Source organism: Streptomyces nidicola (assembly GCF_050106155.1).
Lineage (GTDB): Bacteria > Actinomycetota > Actinomycetes > Streptomycetales > Streptomycetaceae > Streptomyces.
The window spans coordinates 9023247-9040211 of sequence record NZ_JBNBPI010000001.1; the positions used below are offsets into that span (position 1 = coordinate 9023247).

The 16965-nt window shown below is 71.6% G+C and carries 19 protein-coding genes; 8 read left to right on the forward strand and 11 right to left on the reverse strand.

Annotated elements, in window-relative coordinates:
* Window positions 1-72: 72 nt before the first annotated feature.
* Complete coding sequence (locus ACOKM3_RS40745) at window positions 73-426, forward strand: ANTAR domain-containing protein (RefSeq protein ID WP_426907020.1); 354 nt, start codon at window positions 73-75, stop codon at window positions 424-426.
* Between the two features lie 181 nt (window positions 427-607).
* Here ACOKM3_RS40745 and ACOKM3_RS40750 read toward each other — a convergent pair whose 3' ends face one another.
* Entirely contained in the window at window positions 608-1162 is a 555-nt protein-coding gene (locus tag ACOKM3_RS40750; protein WP_426906338.1) for a TetR/AcrR family transcriptional regulator, read from the reverse strand.
* Window positions 1163-1215: 53 nt separating this feature from the next.
* Between ACOKM3_RS40750 and ACOKM3_RS40755 the strand changes: the two genes are divergently transcribed.
* Window positions 1216-2547 carry a carboxypeptidase regulatory-like domain-containing protein gene (locus ACOKM3_RS40755; RefSeq protein ID WP_426906339.1) on the forward strand — a complete coding sequence of 444 codons (1332 nt, stop codon included), beginning with the start codon at window positions 1216-1218 and terminating at the stop codon, window positions 2545-2547.
* On the opposite strand, the gene ACOKM3_RS40760 is transcribed toward ACOKM3_RS40755, so the two are convergent.
* A complete protein-coding gene (locus ACOKM3_RS40760; RefSeq protein WP_426906340.1) occupies window positions 2537-3685 on the reverse strand; it encodes a PLP-dependent aminotransferase family protein in 1149 nt (382 codons plus the stop codon). The two genes, ACOKM3_RS40755 and ACOKM3_RS40760, sit on opposite strands and share 11 nt — an antisense overlap.
* Before the next feature lie 157 nt (window positions 3686-3842).
* On the reverse strand, window positions 3843-5189 hold the full coding sequence (locus ACOKM3_RS40765; protein WP_426906341.1) for an MFS transporter: 1347 nt from the start codon (window positions 5187-5189) through the stop codon (window positions 3843-3845).
* A 128-nt stretch (window positions 5190-5317) separates the two neighbouring features.
* Here ACOKM3_RS40765 and ACOKM3_RS40770 point away from each other — a divergent pair, with 128 nt between their 5' ends.
* Complete coding sequence (locus tag ACOKM3_RS40770; protein WP_426906342.1) at window positions 5318-5677, forward strand: ArsR/SmtB family transcription factor; 360 nt, start codon at window positions 5318-5320, stop codon at window positions 5675-5677.
* A gap of 30 nt (window positions 5678-5707) precedes the next feature.
* On the opposite strand, the gene ACOKM3_RS40775 is transcribed toward ACOKM3_RS40770, so the two are convergent.
* Together ACOKM3_RS40775 and ACOKM3_RS40780 are read right to left on the reverse strand one after the other, a co-directional pair.
* On the reverse strand, window positions 5708-6355 hold the full coding sequence (locus tag ACOKM3_RS40775; protein ID WP_426906343.1) for a class F sortase: 648 nt from the start codon (window positions 6353-6355) through the stop codon (window positions 5708-5710).
* Entirely contained in the window at window positions 6355-7476 is a 1122-nt protein-coding gene (locus ACOKM3_RS40780) for a D-alanyl-D-alanine carboxypeptidase family protein (protein ID WP_426906344.1), read from the reverse strand. The genes ACOKM3_RS40775 and ACOKM3_RS40780 overlap by 1 nt, the downstream gene beginning before the upstream one ends.
* A gap of 224 nt (window positions 7477-7700) precedes the next feature.
* Here ACOKM3_RS40780 and ACOKM3_RS40785 point away from each other — a divergent pair, with 224 nt between their 5' ends.
* Window positions 7701-8150: a cyclic nucleotide-binding domain-containing protein gene (locus tag ACOKM3_RS40785; protein ID WP_426906345.1), complete on the forward strand. Its 450-nt coding sequence runs from the start codon at window positions 7701-7703 to the stop codon at window positions 8148-8150.
* Between the two features lie 184 nt (window positions 8151-8334).
* Complete coding sequence (locus ACOKM3_RS40790; protein WP_426906346.1) at window positions 8335-8904, forward strand: hypothetical protein; 570 nt, start codon at window positions 8335-8337, stop codon at window positions 8902-8904.
* A 33-nt stretch (window positions 8905-8937) separates the two neighbouring features.
* Here the strand turns inward: ACOKM3_RS40790 and ACOKM3_RS40795 are convergent, their stop codons facing one another.
* Together ACOKM3_RS40795 and ACOKM3_RS40800 are read right to left on the reverse strand one after the other, a co-directional pair.
* On the reverse strand, window positions 8938-9900 hold the full coding sequence (locus tag ACOKM3_RS40795) for an electron transfer flavoprotein subunit alpha/FixB family protein (protein ID WP_426906347.1): 963 nt from the start codon (window positions 9898-9900) through the stop codon (window positions 8938-8940).
* A 59-nt stretch (window positions 9901-9959) separates the two neighbouring features.
* Window positions 9960-10748 carry an electron transfer flavoprotein subunit beta/FixA family protein gene (locus ACOKM3_RS40800; RefSeq protein ID WP_426905438.1) on the reverse strand — a complete coding sequence of 263 codons (789 nt, stop codon included), beginning with the start codon at window positions 10746-10748 and terminating at the stop codon, window positions 9960-9962.
* A gap of 135 nt (window positions 10749-10883) precedes the next feature.
* Here ACOKM3_RS40800 and ACOKM3_RS40805 point away from each other — a divergent pair, with 135 nt between their 5' ends.
* The gene (locus ACOKM3_RS40805; protein WP_426906348.1) at window positions 10884-11603 is read left to right on the forward strand and encodes a TetR family transcriptional regulator; all 720 of its coding nucleotides are present in this window, start codon (window positions 10884-10886) and stop codon (window positions 11601-11603) included.
* A gap of 134 nt (window positions 11604-11737) precedes the next feature.
* Window positions 11738-12151 carry a Zn-ribbon domain-containing OB-fold protein gene (locus tag ACOKM3_RS40810; protein WP_426906349.1) on the forward strand — a complete coding sequence of 138 codons (414 nt, stop codon included), beginning with the start codon at window positions 11738-11740 and terminating at the stop codon, window positions 12149-12151.
* Between the two features lie 17 nt (window positions 12152-12168).
* Here ACOKM3_RS40810 and ACOKM3_RS40815 read toward each other — a convergent pair whose 3' ends face one another.
* From ACOKM3_RS40815 to ACOKM3_RS40825, 3 genes are all read right to left on the reverse strand, one after another.
* Window positions 12169-12645, reverse strand: coding sequence for a (2Fe-2S)-binding protein (locus ACOKM3_RS40815; RefSeq protein ID WP_426906350.1), 477 nt, complete (start codon window positions 12643-12645; stop codon window positions 12169-12171).
* 47 nt (window positions 12646-12692) lie between these two features.
* Window positions 12693-15038 (reverse strand): molybdopterin cofactor-binding domain-containing protein, encoded by a 2346-nt coding sequence (locus ACOKM3_RS40820; protein ID WP_426906351.1) that lies wholly within the window; start codon window positions 15036-15038, stop codon window positions 12693-12695.
* Between the two features lie 176 nt (window positions 15039-15214).
* Window positions 15215-15616, reverse strand: a complete 402-nt coding sequence (locus ACOKM3_RS40825; RefSeq protein ID WP_426906352.1) for a nuclear transport factor 2 family protein — start codon at window positions 15614-15616, stop codon at window positions 15215-15217.
* 91 nt (window positions 15617-15707) lie between these two features.
* On the opposite strand from ACOKM3_RS40825, the gene ACOKM3_RS40830 reads away from it, so the two are divergent.
* On the forward strand, window positions 15708-16328 hold the full coding sequence (locus ACOKM3_RS40830; RefSeq protein ID WP_426906353.1) for a PadR family transcriptional regulator: 621 nt from the start codon (window positions 15708-15710) through the stop codon (window positions 16326-16328).
* On the opposite strand, the gene ACOKM3_RS40835 is transcribed toward ACOKM3_RS40830, so the two are convergent.
* Entirely contained in the window at window positions 16268-16954 is a 687-nt protein-coding gene (locus ACOKM3_RS40835; RefSeq protein ID WP_426906354.1) for a TetR/AcrR family transcriptional regulator, read from the reverse strand. The genes ACOKM3_RS40830 and ACOKM3_RS40835 overlap by 61 nt on opposite strands.
* Window positions 16955-16965 lie beyond the last annotated feature (11 nt).

The window sequence follows — 16965 nt, forward strand, 5'->3', positions numbered from 1 at the left end:
GGCCGGGCAGGAGTGGTACAACGGCACTCGGGTTCCCTTGCCAGGAACGGCACTTGGAGGTGCTGCACCGTGATGCTCCCGGCTCGCCGAAGCGCAGCGGACGCTGCCTGCGAGAGGGCAGAACGGTCCGCGTCCGCCGAACTCGAGGAGCAGGTCGAGCAGTTGAAGGAGGCCGTGACCTCGCACGCCGAGGTCGACCAGGCCATCGGTGTGGTGATCGCGGTGGGCGGGGTCGGACCCGCGGAGGCGTGGGACGTGCTGCGCGAGATCTCCATGCGCACCAACACCGGGCTCCGGCTGGTGGCCCGCCGGCTGATCGCCTGGCCGCGCACCCGGGAGCTCGACCCGGTGACCCGCGCCGAGCTGGAGCGGCAACTCGCCGGACGCCGGGAGACGGCGGGTCCTGTGGCGACGGAACCGGGCTGAAGCCCCGCTCCCCGGCCCGGGCCGGAAGGCTCCGGCCGAGAAGCGGGTGCGGGCTCACTGCCGAACCCGCCACGGCCACGGATGACCGCTCTGCCCCTCGGGGTAACACGCAGGCGCGATCACTAACGCAAACGTGCCCGGAATCTTCACGCGGGCCGGACCGGACGGTCACCGGGTTCCGTCACGCGGGTGACAGCGCCGCCTCGATGAGGCGTCGGGCCGCCGCGTCGGTGCGGGCCGCATCGCCCGTCACCAGCCGGTCCTGGCAGAGTCCGCGCAGCCCGGACACGAGCAGCGTCGCGCGCTCGCGCGCCGCCGGCTCCGGGTGTCCGAGGCGGGCGTACGCGTCCGCGATCGGGTCGACCATGAACGCGACGGTCTCGCGGGCGAGCTCGCCGTACTGCTCGGGATCGGTCGCCGCCAGGCTCAGCAGCTGGAGCAGCATCCGGATCGGGCCGGCCTGCTCGCCCACCGTGATCGCCTGCCACAGGGCGCGGGCCGAGCCGCGCAGCGCCTCGACGTCCTCGACCGGGTCGAACAGTGCGTGGGCGTCGGGCCGGCTCGCGGCGAGGGTGCGCGCGATGAGCTGCTCGCGGCTGCCGAAGTAGTAGAGCAGCATCCGCTTCGTCGTGCCGATCTCCACGGCGAGCGGGGCGAGCGACAGATGCGCGAGGCCGTGCCGCTGCACGTACTCCACCACCTGGCCGAGCAGCTCGGCGCGTTTCTCGGTGTTCACGGTTCGGGGCACCCGTTGAACGTACCGGAAGGTACATGTATCTTCCATTCATCATGGATTCCTGTTCCGATCGGTACAAGTACGAGCGACCGCGGGCCGTCGCGATCAAGGCCTTCGCCGAGGCGGCCTGGTTCCCCGCCGTCCTCTTCCTCGGCATCCTCTGCTTCTTCGCCCCGGCCCTGCACGCCCCGAAGCCGCACCACGTCGAGGTGGTGGTGGCGGGTTCGGCGGACCGGGTCCAGGACGAGCTGCGCGCGCGGTACCCCGACGGCTTCGACGTGACCCCCGTGGACACCGCCCGCGAGGCACGCCAAGCGGTCCTCGACCGGGACGCCTACGCCGGATACGTCACCGGGGACCGGCCCGTCCTCTACGTCGCCAAGGGCAACGGCGTCTCCCTGGAACAGACGCTCACCGGCGCGTTCAGCGGGCTCAAGGGCGGCGCCCCCACGGTCCGCGACGTCGCGCCCACCGCGCGGAAGGACCTGCTCGGCTCGACGGTGCTGTACTTCGCCATCGCCTGGAACATCCCCGCGTACATCCTCGCCACGACCCTGCTGCGCGCCGTCGCCCTCGACCGGCGCCGCAAGCTCCTGGCCATCGCCGCCGTCGCCGCCGTGTTCAGCCTCGTCGGATACGGGGCGGGCGTCGGGCTCGGCTACTTCGACGCCCACCCGGCGGTCCTCGGCGTCGCGTTCCTCCTCAGCGCGGCGGTCGCCACGGTCGCCTCCGGGCTCGCGCCGTTCACCCGGCAGTTCCTGCCCGCCGTCGGCATGACGCTGTTCATCGTGATGTCGATCCCGACCAGCGGGGGAGCGGTGCCCGCGCCGATGCTGCCGGAGTTCTTCCAGGGCGTGCACGCCGTGATGCCGCTCGCCAACGCCGTCGACGCGCTGCGCGGAGTGCTGTACTTCGACGGGGCCGGGGTCCTCAAGCCGCTGCTCGTCCTGTGCGGCTGGATCGTGGCGGGCCTGGCCCTGCTCGCCCTCGACCACGCGCGGCACCGGCGCGCGGCAGGGGACGAGGCCGCCCCGGTCGACGATCCCGCCGCCGAGACCCCCGTGCCCACCGCGCTGCCCGCCCAGCGCCACCACTTCGGCGAACCGGTCCCGACGCTGACCGGCGTGGTCGTCGACGCCGCGCACGAGCCGCTGCGGGGCGCCGCCGTCGTCGTCCTCGACGGCCGCGGACGTCAGCTGGTCTCCACGTTCACTGACGACCGGGGCCGCTACGCGGTGGCGGGCCTGCCCGAGGACCACCTCAGCCTGGTGGCGTCGGCCCCCGGCAGACACCCCGAGGCTCAGCGCATCCTCGTACGTCAAGGAGCCCCGGCCACCGCGGACTTCACGCTGCGGGCGCGGGAGGGGGCCCTGGTCAGTCGGTGAGGTCGGCCGCTGCGGACTCTCCGGTTACTCCGGTCACTCCGGTTTCTTCGGCTCCTCCGGTCTCCCCGGCGACGATCTCGGCCATTCTGCCGAGCACCACGTCGACCTCCTCGTCCGACAGCGGTACGAGTTCCAGGGTCAGCTCGTCCTCGTCCTGGCGGTCCGTGTAGAGCCAGATCCGCGGGTCCCCGGCCTTGAGTGCCTCCGCGAGGGCGGATGCGTCGAGCCCGGCCCGCGTCGCGTCCACTCGCAGCGCCGCGCGCGGGAAGGGCAGGCCGGTCGGGTCGGGGACGGGGTGGGCGGTGAGACCGGGCAGCGTGCCCGCGCGGGCGGCGAAGCGCGCGACCTTGTCCTCCTGGCACCGCCGCCACGCGGACACGTGCAGCTCCTGCCGTGCTTCCAGTGCGGCGAGCGTGCCGACGATCGACTCCTTGCTCGCCTTCATCGCCCGGCCGATTCCCCTGCCCTGCGCCCGCACCGCACGGACCGCCGCGGCGCGGCCGAGCACCAGGCCGGCGGTCGGGCCGCCCAGGTACTTCTGACCGCTGACGAGGACGAGATCGGCCCCGGTGTCCAGGAGTTCACCGATCCGCAAGTCCTGCGCGGCCCCGTCGATGATCGCGGGGACCCCGCGCCGGTGCGCCGCCGCGACGGCGTCGGCGAGAGGAATGCGCGCCCCGCGCGTGAGCCGCGACGACACCAGTACGAGGCATGCGGTGCCGGGGTGGGCGAGGTCCTTCTCCAACTCCTCCGGAGTGCACGCGGAATCGGAGCCCGACAGGACGGGTGTCCCGCCCGCGAGGCGGATGTCCTGGACCAGCGGGTGCCCGTAGTCGACCGCGTGCCCCGCGGGCAGCACCACGCGCGCGGGCAGCCCGCCGGTGTCCGGCAGCGCGGCGATCCGATCCGCCGATTCGCCGGTCATCGCGGCCGCGACCGACAGCGTGATCGCCGACGACGTGCAGTGCACGACCGTTCCGGCCTCCGCCCCCGTGGCGCGTGCGAGGGTGCGGTCGGCGAGTTCGTGCAGCTCCTCCATGACGAAGAAGCCGGAAAGCGCGTCCGCGACCGCGCGCCCGACCCGCTCGTCACTGCGCGAGACACCGGCCGGGGTGAACGGCCCCCGGGCGTTGATCAACCGCGTCAGTCCGTAACGCTCGTGAAGCCCCTGCTGCTTACGAAGCTCCCGCTGTCTGTGAGGCCCTTGCTGTCCGTGACGCCCCTGCTGTCCGTGAAGTCCCATGAGCAGCATGGTGCCTGGTCGGTGCCGCGTGCCCGGCGACCGGCCCAGCGCCTCAGCGGGTCGCGTGCAGCGCGTCGCCGAACCGGCGGTGGCTGTGCCGCCAGCCGCCCGTGATCCGTACGGCGTCGCGCACATGCGGATGGTCCGCGGAGAGCCCCACGTGCTCGTGCTCCACCTCCGAGGCCGGGCCGTCCACGCCCACCGGCCACAGCCGCGCCGCCGCGACCCCCGCGCCCACCGCCACCAGGGCGAGCCCGACCACGGCCGCGCCGAGCCCGGCCCGCGCGCCCAGCCACCCCGCCAGCGGGTACGTGAGCAGCCAGCACGCGTGCGACAGGGAGAACTGCGCGGCGAACGCCGCCGTACGTTCCCGCTCCGGCGCGGCCCGCCGGACCAGCCGACCGGTCGGCGTGAGCACCATCGAGCACGCACCACCGAACGCGGCCCAGGCGGCGAGCAGCGCGGGCACCCGCCAATTCCCGGAGTGCGCCGCCGTGATCACCCCTACGGCGGCGAACACGCCACCCAGCGCCAGCGCCCCGCGCACCATCACCGCCCGCTCGCCGACCCGCTCCAACAGCCGCGGCACCACGAGCGCCACCGCCATCGACCCGGCCCCGTACGCCCCGAGCGCCACCGGCACCGCGCCCGACGACAGGCCGAGGAAGTCCCTTACGTAGACGACGGAGTTGACGGTCACCATCGCGCTCGCCGCCGCCACGGCCAGGTTCAGCGCCAGCAGTCCCCGCAGTTGGGGGAGCGTGAGGAAGAGCCGAGTGCCGGCCGTCGCCTTGGCGAACACACCACCCGCGCGCGCGGGCGCGGGTGCGCGATCCGGCAGCGTCGTCGAGACGACGAGCGCGGCCGAGGCGAGGAAGCCCACGACCGTTCCCGTGAACAGTCGGTGGTACGAGAGCACGGACAGCAGCGCCGCGGCGAGCGCCGGACTGAACAGGCTCTCCATGTCGTACGCGAGTCGGGCGAGTGACAACGCGCGCGTGTAGTCGCGTTCGTCGGGCAGCACGTCCGGGATCAGCGCCTGGAAGGTCGGCGTGAAGACGGCCGACGCGGACTGGAGCACGAACACCAGGACGTAGACCTGCCACACCTGGTCCACGAACGGCAGCGTCAGGGCCACGGCCGCCCGCAGCAGATCGGAGCCCACCAGCACCGCGCGCCGCGGCAGACGCTCCGCGAAAGCCCCCACCAGCGGGGCGACCAGCACATACGCCGTCATCTTGATCGCGAGCGCGGTGCCGAGCACGGCACCCGCGTCCGCCCCCGCGATGTCGTACGCCAGGAGCCCGAGCGCCACGGTGGCGAGACCGGTGCCGACGAGGGCGACGACCTGGGCGCCGAACAGACGGCGGTACGTGCGGTGGCGCAGAACCGTGAGCATGCGGGCCCCTCCCGAAGGTGCGTCGACTCGGTACTCGTCATGTGCGCACCTGCGCACATGACGAGTATGTTGCCGTTCGGTGCGCCGTTCGCACAAGGGCTCCATGACCGGGCATCTAGGCTGGGGCCATGCCCGCAAGCGATCCGACCCCCACCGCGGCCGCCGCGCACCCGCGCGAGCCCGACGCCGCCCGACTCGCCGAGGCGACGCGGGTGTTCGCCCTGCTGTCGGACGCGACCCGGTTGCACGTGCTGTGGCTGCTCGCCCTGGAGGAGTCGGACGTGGGATCGCTGGCCGACCGCGTCGCGGCCTCGCGCACGGCCGTCAGCCAGCACCTGGCGAAGCTGCGCCTCGCGGGCCTCGTCGAGGCGCGCCGCGAGGGCCGGCACATGCACTACCGCCTCGCCGACGGGCACCTGCGGCGCCTGGTGGCGGAGGCACTGAGCCACGCTGACCACCGGGTGACCGGAGAGGCCCCGCACGACTAGCGGGCGCTGCTGCGTCGCCACGGCACTGCCTCACGTACGGTCGCGGACCGAGGTGAGCAGGCCGTAGAGGACGACGTTCCCCGCGTACCCGGTGCTCTTGCTGTACGTGCCGCCGCAGGTGATGACGCGGAGTTCGGGCAGGCCCGTGCCGCCGTAGACCCGGCGGGACGGGAAGTGCTTCTTGTCGACGACGTCGATGCCGTGGATCTCGAAGACGGCCGTCTTCCCGTCGGCACGGTCGATCTCGATGTGCTCGCCCTTCTTGAGCGCGCCGAGCCCGTAGAAGACGGCGCGGCCCTCGGCGTTGTCGACGTGCCCGTCGATGACCGCCGTGCCGCGCTCGCCGGGTGTGACCGCCCCCGGGAACCAGCCCGCCAGATTCGCCTTGTCCGGCGGCGGCGCGTCCAGCCAGCCCTCCGCGTCCCGGCCGACGCGCGTGAGCGGCGCGTTCACACCGATCTCGGGGATGCGGATGCGCTGCGGAGCGGCGGCGGGCAGCGGGTCGGCCGGCGGCGTGTCGGTGCCGAGCTTCGCGGCGCCCGGTTCGGGCTGCGGCGGCCCGTCGCCGGAGATCCCGTGATGCACGAGCAGCACACCGGCGAGCAGCGTCGCCGCGAGGAAGGACCACGCGGGGCGGCGACGCCGCACAGCGGGCGCGGACTCGGCTATCGCCGGCATCAGCGTCCCCCGGCCGCGTGCCGTCGCCGGCGCAGCCGCCTGCCGATGAGGACGGGCACACACGCCAGGGCGAGCAGCCCGGCCGCCGCGCCGAGGTGCCGGCCGAGCCCGCCCGAGGTGTCGTCGGGCTGCTCGGCCCCCGTGGCGGGCGCGGGCGGGGCGGCCACGGCCAACTGCTGCGGGGCCGAGGGGCGCCGTGTGGCGGCCGCCTGCCGTGCGTGCAGGGGAGCCGCCTCCGCGCCCCAGTCGAGCAGCGCGCGGCTCTCCTCGTAGACCGCGTTGAAGTCCCCGTCCTGCGGGTTCATGACGGTCACCAGAACCGTGCGGCCGTTGTGGGTCGCGGCGGTGACCAGGGTGCAGCCGGCCTTGGACGTATAGCCGTTCTTGACGCCGATCAGGCCCGGATAGGGCGCCACCCCGTGCGAGCCCACGAGGAGCCGGTTGGTGTTCTCGATGCCGAACGCCTTCGGGCCGCCGGCCGCCGGGAAGCGGGCCCACTTCGTGGCCATGTAGCGCCGGAAGTCGTGGTTCTTGAGGCCCTCCCTGGCGATCAGCGCGAGATCGTGCGCCGAGGAGAACTGGCCGCGTGTGTCGTAGCCGTCGGGGGAGCGGACCTGGGTGTCGCGGGCGCCGATCCGGCGGGCGGTCGCCTGCATCTGCGCGACGGTGCGGGGGACGCCGCCGTTCATGTGGGCGAGCGTGTGCACGGCGTCGTTGCCGGAACTGAGGAACACGCCGCGCCACAGGTCGGCGACCGTGTACCGGTTGCCTTCGTCGACCCCGACGAGGCTGCTGCCCTCGGACACGTCGGAGAGATCCCCGTACGTGGCCCGGTGCACCTCGTCCTGGCGCAGCTTCGGCAGCACGGTCAGGGCGAAGAGGGTCTTGAGCGTGCTCGCGGGCGGCAGCCTGCGGTGCGGCGCCTTCGCGGCGAGGACATCACCGGTGCGCGCGTCCATGACCTCCCACGACAGCGCGGAGACGGACGGTGGCGCGGGCGGGTCCGGCACCGGTGGATCGGCACCGGCGGGTCCTGCCGTGCCCGCGGACACCGCCGCGCACACGCCACACGAAACAACGGCCCTGCCGAAGGCAGGGCGAAAGCGGAGGAAAGACGCCATGCCGGAAACGTAGAACCGGCGTCCCGCGCCCGCGCTCCACGTACGCCATACGGCCTCCGCACAAGGGGGACGCCCGTTCGAGGTGCGCTCGATATCACCCGGAAATAGGCTGTTCGGGTGACGGCCGCTCCGATCGGGGTGGCCGTGATCCTCCCCGCCGAGCCGGGCGGGCCACGAAAGTGACGTACGTACGCTGGAATGACACGACGGTGGAGGTGGCCGCCATGACGGCCCAGACACGACTCCTGAACCGGCTCTCGCACGCGGACCGGGACCGGTTGATGCCCCTGGCCAAAGAGGTCTCGTTCGCCCAGGACACGCGCATCTTCGAGGAGGGGGACCGGGCGGACCGGTTCTGGATCATCCGGACCGGGATGGTCACCCTCGACGTCCGCGTCTCCGACCGCGCCCTGCTGCCCATCGACCCGCTCGGCCCCGGTGATCTGCTGGGCTGGTCCTGGCTCTTCGAGCCGTACGAGTGGGACTTCGGTGCGGAGGCGTTCAGCCCGGTGCGGGCCTACGAGTTCGACGGCGCGTCCGTACGCACGCTGTGCGAGCAGGAACCGAGGCTCGGCGTGGCGGTGCTGCACGGGGTGGCCGAGGTGATGGCGCACCGGCTGGAGTCGGCGCGGGTCAAGCTGGTCGAGGCGCATCGGATGCACGGGCACATATAGGCGCGTCGAGGTGCGTCCAGGCGCGTCCCCTGGGGTTTGGAAGAGGCGTTTTGGGTTCGAAAGGGGCGTCTGCGTCACCCGACTCGACGTCTCGACAGGCGGTGGGCGCGTCCACGCGGTGGGATCGGTCGCGGAGTATCCGCACATCCGTGGTCCGTCCGCCGGGCCCGCCGAGAGGATCCGCATGGGCCGCACCGCGTCCTGGCCGACCGCCGCCGTCGCCGCGGCCACGTTCGCCTTCGGGGCCCTGATGTGCCCCGCGGCCTGGGCCGATGACAGCGATCCGGCCTGGGACACCGACACGTCATGGACCGAGAGCCCGCCGGTGGCCGACACGGCGGGCACGCTGGAGCTCGTGCCCGCCGACCCGGGGCCGGGAGCGAGCGTGACGGCGAGCACGAGCGCCTGCGGCGAGGACCTGACCGCGACGGGGGACGCCGACAGCCTCGGGGCGGGGGAGTTCCCCTTGCAGACGGCGACCCAGGAGGGCTCGGTCACGGGCCAGTTCAAAGTGCCGGCGGGCGCCAGGTCCGGCACCTTCCCGATCACCGTGGTCTGCGAGAGCGGCACCGAGGTGCGGCAGACGCTCACCGTGTCGGGGCGGGGCGGCACCGAACTGGGCGGGGTCAATGCCGGGGACGGCGGCTCCCTGGGCACGCTGAGCGTCGCGCAACTCGCCCTGGGCGGTGTCCTCATCACCGGCGCGCTGGTCGCGGCCGGGCATTACGCACGCCGCCGCGCCCAGGATGCCTGAAGGTCCCGGGCGCGGTGGCGGTCTCGAACTCCCTTAACCCTTGCGGGTCTTGACCTCTTCGGTCAGGGCGGGGACGACGTCGAAGAGGTCGCCGACGACGCCGTAGTCGACGAGGTCGAAGATCGGCGCCTCCGCGTCCTTGTTGATCGCGACGATCGTCTTCGAGGTCTGCATACCGGCACGGTGCTGGATCGCACCCGAGATACCGGACGCGATGTACAGCTGCGGGGAGACACTCTTGCCGGTCTGGCCGACCTGGTTGGAGTGCGGGTACCAGCCCGCGTCCACCGCGGCACGCGAGGCACCCACGGCCGCACCCAGGGAGTCGGCGAGCGCCTCGATGACCGAGAAGTTCTCGGCACCGTTGACACCACGACCACCGGACACCACGATCGCGGCCTCCGTCAGGTCCGGACGCCCGGTCGACTCACGCGCGGTGCGCGAGGTCACCTTCGTGCCGGTGGCCTGCTCCGAGAACGACACGGTCAGCGCCTCGACCGTACCGGCGGCCGGGGCCGGCTCGACGGCGGCGGAGTTGGGCTTGACGGTGATGACCGGCGTGCCCTTCGACACCGTCGACTTGGTGGTGTAGGACGCGGCGAACACCGACTGCGTGGCCACCGGGGCGCCGTCGCCGGCCTCCAGGTCGACGGCGTCGGTGATGATGCCCGACCCGATCCGCAGCGCCAGACGCGCGGCGATCTCCTTGCCCTCCGCGGAGGACGGCACCAGCACCGCGGCCGGGGAAACGGCGTCGTAGGCGGCCTGCAGCGCGTCCACCTTCGGCACGACCAGGTAGTCGGCGTACTCGGCGGCCTCGTGGGTGAGGACCTTGACCGCGCCGTGCTCGGCGAGCGCGGCCTGCGTGTCGGCGGCGCCGTTACCGAGCGCGACGGCGACCGGGTCGCCGATGCGGCGCGCGAGCGTCAGCAGCTCCAGGGTGGGCTTGCGGACGGCACCGTCCACGTGGTCGACAAAGACCAGAACTTCAGCCATGGGACTTCAATCTCCTGCAATCACAAAGAACTTGGGCGATGGGTGGTGATGGCTGAAGCTCAGATGAACTTCTGGCCCGCGAGGAACTCGGCGAGCTGCTTGCCGCCCTCGCCCTCGTCCTTGACGATCGTGCCCGCGGTCCGCGCCGGACGCTCATCGGCGGACGCGACCTTCGTCCAGGCACCCTCCAGACCCACCTGCTCGGCCTCGAGGTCCAGGTCCGACAGGTCCCAGGCCTCGACCGGCTTCTTCTTCGCCGCCATGATCCCCTTGAACGAGGGGTAGCGCGCCTCACCCGACTGGTCCGTCACCGACACCACGGCCGGAAGCGAGGCCTCCAGCTGCTCGGAAGCGGTGTCACCGTCACGACGCCCGGTCACCTTGCCGCCCTCGACCGCGACCTCCGACAGGAGCGTCACCTGCGGCACACCCAGGCGCTCGGCGACCAGCGCGGGCACGATGCCCGCGGTGCCGTCCGTGGAGGCCATGCCGGAGACCACCAGGTCGTAGCCGGCCTTCTCGATCGCCTTGGCCAGCACCAGCGAGGTGCCGATCGCGTCCGTGCCGTGCAGGTCGTCGTCCTCCACGTGGATCGCCTTGTCCGCACCCATCGACAGCGCCTTGCGCAGCGCGTCCTTGGCGTCCTCCGGACCCACCGTCAACACGGTGATCTCCACGTCGTCATCGGAGTTCTCCGAGATCTGCAGCGCCTGCTCCACCGCGTACTCGTCGAGCTCCGACAGCAGACCATCGACATCGTCACGGTCCAAGGTCAGGTCATCGGCGAAACCCCGGTCGCCCGTGGCGTCCGGCACGTACTTCACGGTGACAACGATCCTCAAGCTCACGCCGACTCCTCCACAACCCTGCTGCCCTACTGCGCTACTGCAGTCGTCCAACTACTCCCGCCAACGTATGGCACTCAGTTCCCTCTGTAAAGGTACCTAGTGCCAAGGGTGACCTTCCGGTGTTACGTTCCCGGCATGAGCGAGGCGCGCGAGGTCAACGGGTCACAGAAGAAGGCACCGATGCGGGAGGTGCTGGCCGAAGCGGCGTTCCAGCTGTTCCTGGAGCGCGGGTTCGAGCGGACGACCGTGGACGACATCGTGGCGCGGGCCGGTGTGGGGCGGCGGTCGTTCTTCCGCTACTTCCCGTCGAAGGAGGACGTGGTCTTCCCGGACCACGAGAGCTGCCTCGCCGACATGACGGCCTTCCTGGAGGCCGCGAGCGACGAGAGCGACGCCGTGGACGTGGTGTCGGATGCCGCGCGCCTGGTGTTGCGCGTCTACGCCACGAACCCCGAATTCTCCGTGCAGCGCTACAAGTTGACGCGTGAGGTGCCGGGTCTTCGGACGTACGAGCTGTCCGTCGTGCGGCGCTACGAGCGCATGCTCGCCGGGTATCTGCGGCGGCGCTGGGCCGACGCGGAGGACGGCGCGCTGCGCGCCGAGGTGGTGGCCGCGTCCGTCGTCGCCGCGCACAACAACGGCCTTCGCTCCTGGCTGCGTTCGGGTGGCGAGGGCGACGCCGAGGTCGCGGTGGACCGCGCGCTGCGGCTCGTACGGCGGACGTGGGGCGAGGGTGGCGACGGTACGGCCGCGCCCGAGCCCCCGCAGGAGGATGTCGTCGTGATGGTGGCGACCAAGGGGGCCCCGATGTGGCGGGTCATCCAACGGGTGGAATCGGCGCTGCGGGACGACTGACAACGGAGCCCGAAGCAACTTGATGGTACTCAGTGTCTTTACCGGCTGGCACTGAGTGTCATACGCTGAGAGTGCGTCGAGGCACCGCCGCCCGGCGCGCGCCGGCGAGTGCGGGAGGCCGAAGGATGTCAGTGATGTCGGGGACGTTCACGAGTGGCATCGGTGTCATGGCGCCGAAGGGTGTCGAGGGCGCCGCGGAAGCGGAGCCGGGATTCCCTTATCAGCGCTGCCGTTGGTGCCGCACCCCTTCCTTCCGGCGGCTGCTGTGTCCGGTCTGCGCGTCGAGCGACCTGAAGACCGAGCACAGTGCGGGGCCCGGCGTCGTGGTCCAGTCCCGCGTCGTCAATCGCGGCACCGGAGTCGCGCGCAACGAGGCGCTGGTCCGCTTCCCCGAGGACTTCATCGTGCCCTGCCGCATCGTGGGCACCGCACCGCACATGGTGTGGCTCGGCGCCACCGTGCGCCCCGTGGCCGACGCGGCCGCCGATTCCGGTGAGGTCTTCTTCGAGCTCGAGGACGACTTCACCGTCGACTACGGCCTGCGCTGACCGCGGGTGCGCGGGCATCACATGGTCCGCGCCCCCGACTTGATCGCCTCACGGATCCGGTTGTACGTCCCGCAGCGGCACACGTTGCGGATCGCGTCGAGGTCCGCCTCGGTGATCTCGCGGCCCTCGTCCCGCACCTTGCGCACCGTGGCGACGGCGGCCATGATCTGGCCCGGCTGGCAGTAGCCGCACTGTGCCACGTCGCGTTCCAGCCAGGCCTCCTGCATCGGGTGCAGCTCGCGGCCGACGGTGGCGGGCAGCCCCTCGATCGTCGTCACCTCGTCGTCCTCGCCGATCTGCGACACCGGCACCGAACACGGGTTGAACGCCTTGCCGTTGATGTGTGACGTGCAGGCCTGGCAGACGCCGATCCCGCAGCCGTACTTGGGTCCTGTGACGCCGAGCAGATCGCGCAGCACCCACAGCAGCCGCACGTCGTCCTCGGCCTCGACGGTGATCCGCTCGCCGTTCAGCGTGAAAGTGTGGCGCGGCATCGGAGTATCAGGTCTCCTCGGTAGTCGGGGGGAGTGCGGGGCCCTGCTCAGTACGCCCGGTCGAGCCCGTCCGTCGGTGACTGCGGTGTCGACGGCTCGCGCGGCAGCGGCTCGAACGCGAGCTCCGCGTGGTCGATGGGGAAGCGCGTCGGCAGCGTGCCGGTCGCCCGCGCGTAGGCGCACGCGACGGCGGCGAAGGCGGGCGCGACGCCCAACTCCCCGGCGCCCGAAGGTGTTTCGCCGCTGTTCGGCATCACGATGACCCGGAGTTCGGGCGGGGTGTTCCACTGCCGCGTATAGAAGTAGTTGTCCCAACTGCCCTCCAGCGGAAGGCCGTCCTCGATGTGCAGGCTGGAGGTGAGCGCCATGGCGAGGCCGTCGTTGAAGCAGCCCATCATCTGGGCGCCCAGGCCCCGCGGGTTGATCGCGAACCCGGCGTCCACCACGATCAGCGCCTTCGTGACCCGCGGTCCCGTCACCCCGTCCCTGACCTCGCGGCCGACGGTCTCCGGCCGGCAGTCGATCTCGGCGAGGATCGCGACGGCGCCCCGGTACTCGGTGTGCAGGGCGATCCCTTGTGCCATCCCGTCGGGCAGCGACCGGCCCCACTCGCCCTCCTCGGCCGCCTTGTCGAGGACGGCCTGCAGGCGCTCGTCCTTGAGGAACGAGCGCCGGAACTCCACCGGGTCCCGGTCCGTCTTCCGCGCCAGCTCGTCGACCATCAGCTCGCGCGCGCACGCCACGTTCGGCGAGTAGATGTTGCGCATGCTGCCGGTCGCGAACTTGAGCGGTACCTCGCTGAGCAGTTGCGTGGTGACACCGAAGTCGTACGGGGTGGTCTGCGTGAGCGTGAAGATGGTCTCGGCGAAGGTGAGGTTGCCGGCCACGGGCAGCTTCGCGGCCGTCGACGTGATCATCTCGCCGAGCCCGTGCCCGAAGTCGGTTTCTGAACTGGCGTGCCGCTGTTCGTAGCTGAGGACTTCCTTGCCGGTGTACGTGGCGCGCACGCGGGAGACGGACATGGGGTGGGCGCGGCCGTGCCGGAAGCTGTCGGTGCGTGACCAGGACAGCTTGACCGGCTTGCCCATCTTCTGCGAGATCTCCGCCGCCTCGGCAGCGACGTCGTGGAACAGATGCCGGCCGAACGAGCCGCCGCCCTCCACCACATGCACCGTCACGGCGTGCTGCGGCAGGCCGAGCCGCGTCGCGATGTCGCGCTGGGCGACGATCGGGACCTTCAGGCTCGACCAGATCTCGGCGCGTCCTTCGCGTACGTCGGCGATGGCGTTGTCCGGCTCCAGCGGGCTGTTGCTGGCGAACGCGAAGGTGAACTCGGCGTCGAGTTTCTTCGTCAGAACCGGCGGCACGATCATCGGGGGAGTGGCCGCCTTGAGCTTTCGCTCCACCGAGTCGTCGGACTCGCCGTCGACGTCGCCCGGCCCCCAGTCGACGTCCAACTCCCGCAGCGCGTCGATGCATTGGCCGAACGTCTCGCCGCGCACCGCGACGCCGTGCTTCAACGTCGCCACGTCCGTGATGCCGGGCATCCGCCGCACGGCGTCCGCGTTGCGCACCGTCCGTACGGTCCCGCCGAGCGTCGGCGGCCTGCGCACCATGGCGGGCTTGGCGTCGGGCACCGCGTAGTCCATGCCGAACTTCTTGCGCCCGGTCACGGCCTCCAGCGCGTCGACGCGGTTCTGCGGGGTGCCGAGCACCTTGAACTCGGACCGCTCCTTCAGCGGCGCCGCCGCCACCTCCAGCGACTGCCCGCTCGCCGCCGCCTTCGCAAGGGAGCCGTACGCGGCGCGCTTCGCCGAGGAACCGGAGCCGTACGAGACGACGCCTTCCCGCGTGGTCAGTTCCGAGGCCGCGACGCCCCACTGCCGCGCCGCCGTGGCGATCAGCTGCTGCCGGGCGAGGGCGGCCGCGGTGCGCACGGGGCGGTAGATGCTGCGCATCGAGTTGGAGCCGCCGGTGAGCTGGTTCATCAGCAACTCCGGGCGGGCGTCGGCCAGGGAGACCCGCACGGCGTCGAGCGGCAGGTCCAACTCCTCCGCGATCATCATCGCCACCGCCGTGGTCATACCCTGCCCGACCTCGGCCCGCGGCACCGCGAACGAGGCGGTGCCGTCCTCGTGCACGCGCACGGTGATCAGGCCCGACGTCGGGGCTGCCGCGAGATTCTGCATGTCACCGAGGTCGAACAGCTCCTCGGGCTGCGGCGGCGAGGGCACCGCGGCCTCGGCCTCGGCCGGGTCCGCGGCGTCCAGGGCGAACCGGGCGCCCACGGCGAGCGTCGGCGCGGCCAGCAGATAGGCGAGCACTCTGCGCCGCCCCGGTGCGGCGGACGTCGACGGTTCGTCGTGCTGAGGTGAGCGACTCTGCTCGGCCATGCGGCGGTCCTCCGGAACGCGGGCGGGCGCTCGGGCCTGTCGTTTGAATCAGGCCCTCGGGCGGGATCGGCCCGGCACCACGGGGGAGCCTGACACGCCGCCCGCGCGCCCGACATGGACACGGCACGTTCCTCGCCGCTGGTCCACAGGACCGTCACACTTGCCGCGCGTACGCCTCAGGAGCCGTCGGCCCGCGCCGCCTCCTCGGCGATCTTGTCGAACTGGGCGCCCATCGCCTCGGCCAGCGCCTGCGCGGCGGACAGCGGACGCACCATCACCATGAAGTCGTCGATCAGGCCGTCCTCGTCGAAGTGCAGGAAGTCCGCGCCGGTGATCTTCCGCTCGCCGACCCGCGCCTCGAAGACGAGCACGTGATCCCGCCCGTCGGCGTCGCCGATCTCCCGCACGTAGCGGAAGTCCTCGAAGACGCGGGTCACGCCGCGCAGGATCGCCGCGGTGATGGCCTTGCCCGGGTAGGGCTTGAACACGACCGGGCTGGTGAAGACCACGTCCTCGGCCAGCATGGCCTCGACCGCGTCGAGATCGTCCTTCTCCACGGCTGCACGGAAGGGATGCACGGGTGCCACCTCGGTTCCTCGCCCACAGGGTCATAGGCAACAAATTGAATAGGTGCGGGTGACAGTAATCGCATCGCTGTATGGTGTCCACATGTCGCTCAAGTACGCCGTCCTGTCCGCCCTGCTGGAGGGCGAGGCCTCCGGGTACGACCTGGCGAAGATCTTCGACGTCTCGGTGTCGAACTTCTGGGCGGCGACGCCTCAGCAGCTGTACCGGGAGCTGGACCGGCTGACCGCCGACGGGCTGATCGACGCGCGGGTGGTGCCGCAGGAGCGCAGGCCGAACAAGCGGATGTTCACGCTGTCCGCGGCCGGCCGCGCCGACCTGGCCGCGTTCACGCGGCGGCAGCCGAAACCGCTGGCGCTGCGCGACGAACTCATGGTGAAGGTGCAGGCCGTCGACGTCGGCGAGCTCGACGCCGTCCGCGCGCACATCGAGGAGCGCATGGACTGGGCGCGCGGAAAACTCGCCCGCTACGAGCGGGTGCGAAGGCATCTGCTCGGCGAGCTGGACGAGGACGAATTCCTCGCCGAGGGGGAGCGCGTCGGACCGTATCTGACGCTGCTGCGCGGCATCTCCTTCGAGGAGGAGAACCTGCGCTGGGGGCGGCGCGTCCTGGCGATCCTGGAGCGGCGCGCCGCCCGCGCGGCTCAGGACTCGGGTGCCCCGGGTGACTCGGGGGCCTTGAGGGAGTCGGGCTCCCTGAGCTGAAGCCCGTTCTCCCAGATCTTGTTGAGCGTCGTCACCAGCTTCTCGTACGGGATGCGCTGGCCGAGGACGAACACCAGGTACGCCATGCGGCTCACCATGACGGACAGGGCGTGGGCCGTCACCAGCGGGTCGAGGGCCGGGTCGGCGGCGCCGGCGTCCTGCAAGGAGCGGATCAACTTGGCGTTGCGGCGCGCGAACGCGTTGCCCCGCTCGATGCGCAGCTGCTTGAACGTCTCGTCGACCTGCGCGACCTGCTCGAAGAGCGCCATGAGGCGGGCGTTCTTCTTGTAGGCGCGCAGATACTCGCGGTTCGACGCGTCGATCATCTCGCGCGGATCGGTGATCCCCGTGCGCTCACGCAGATGCGGGTGGAGCATCTCCTCCTGCACCTGCGCGACGAGCGCCTGGAAGATCTCTTCCTTGCTGTTGAAGTACGTGTAGAACGAGCCGGACGCCACATGCGCGGCCTTGGAGATGTCCGTGATCCGGGCGTCGAGATACCCGTCGCGCTCAAACACCTCGCGGGCGGCGAGGACCAGCGCGTTGCGCGTGCGGACGCCTCGGGCGCTGCGCGGTGTGATGGGTTGCTTCTGTCCGCCGTCTGCGGCCGGGGCGTGGGCAGCCAACGCGGGTCCCT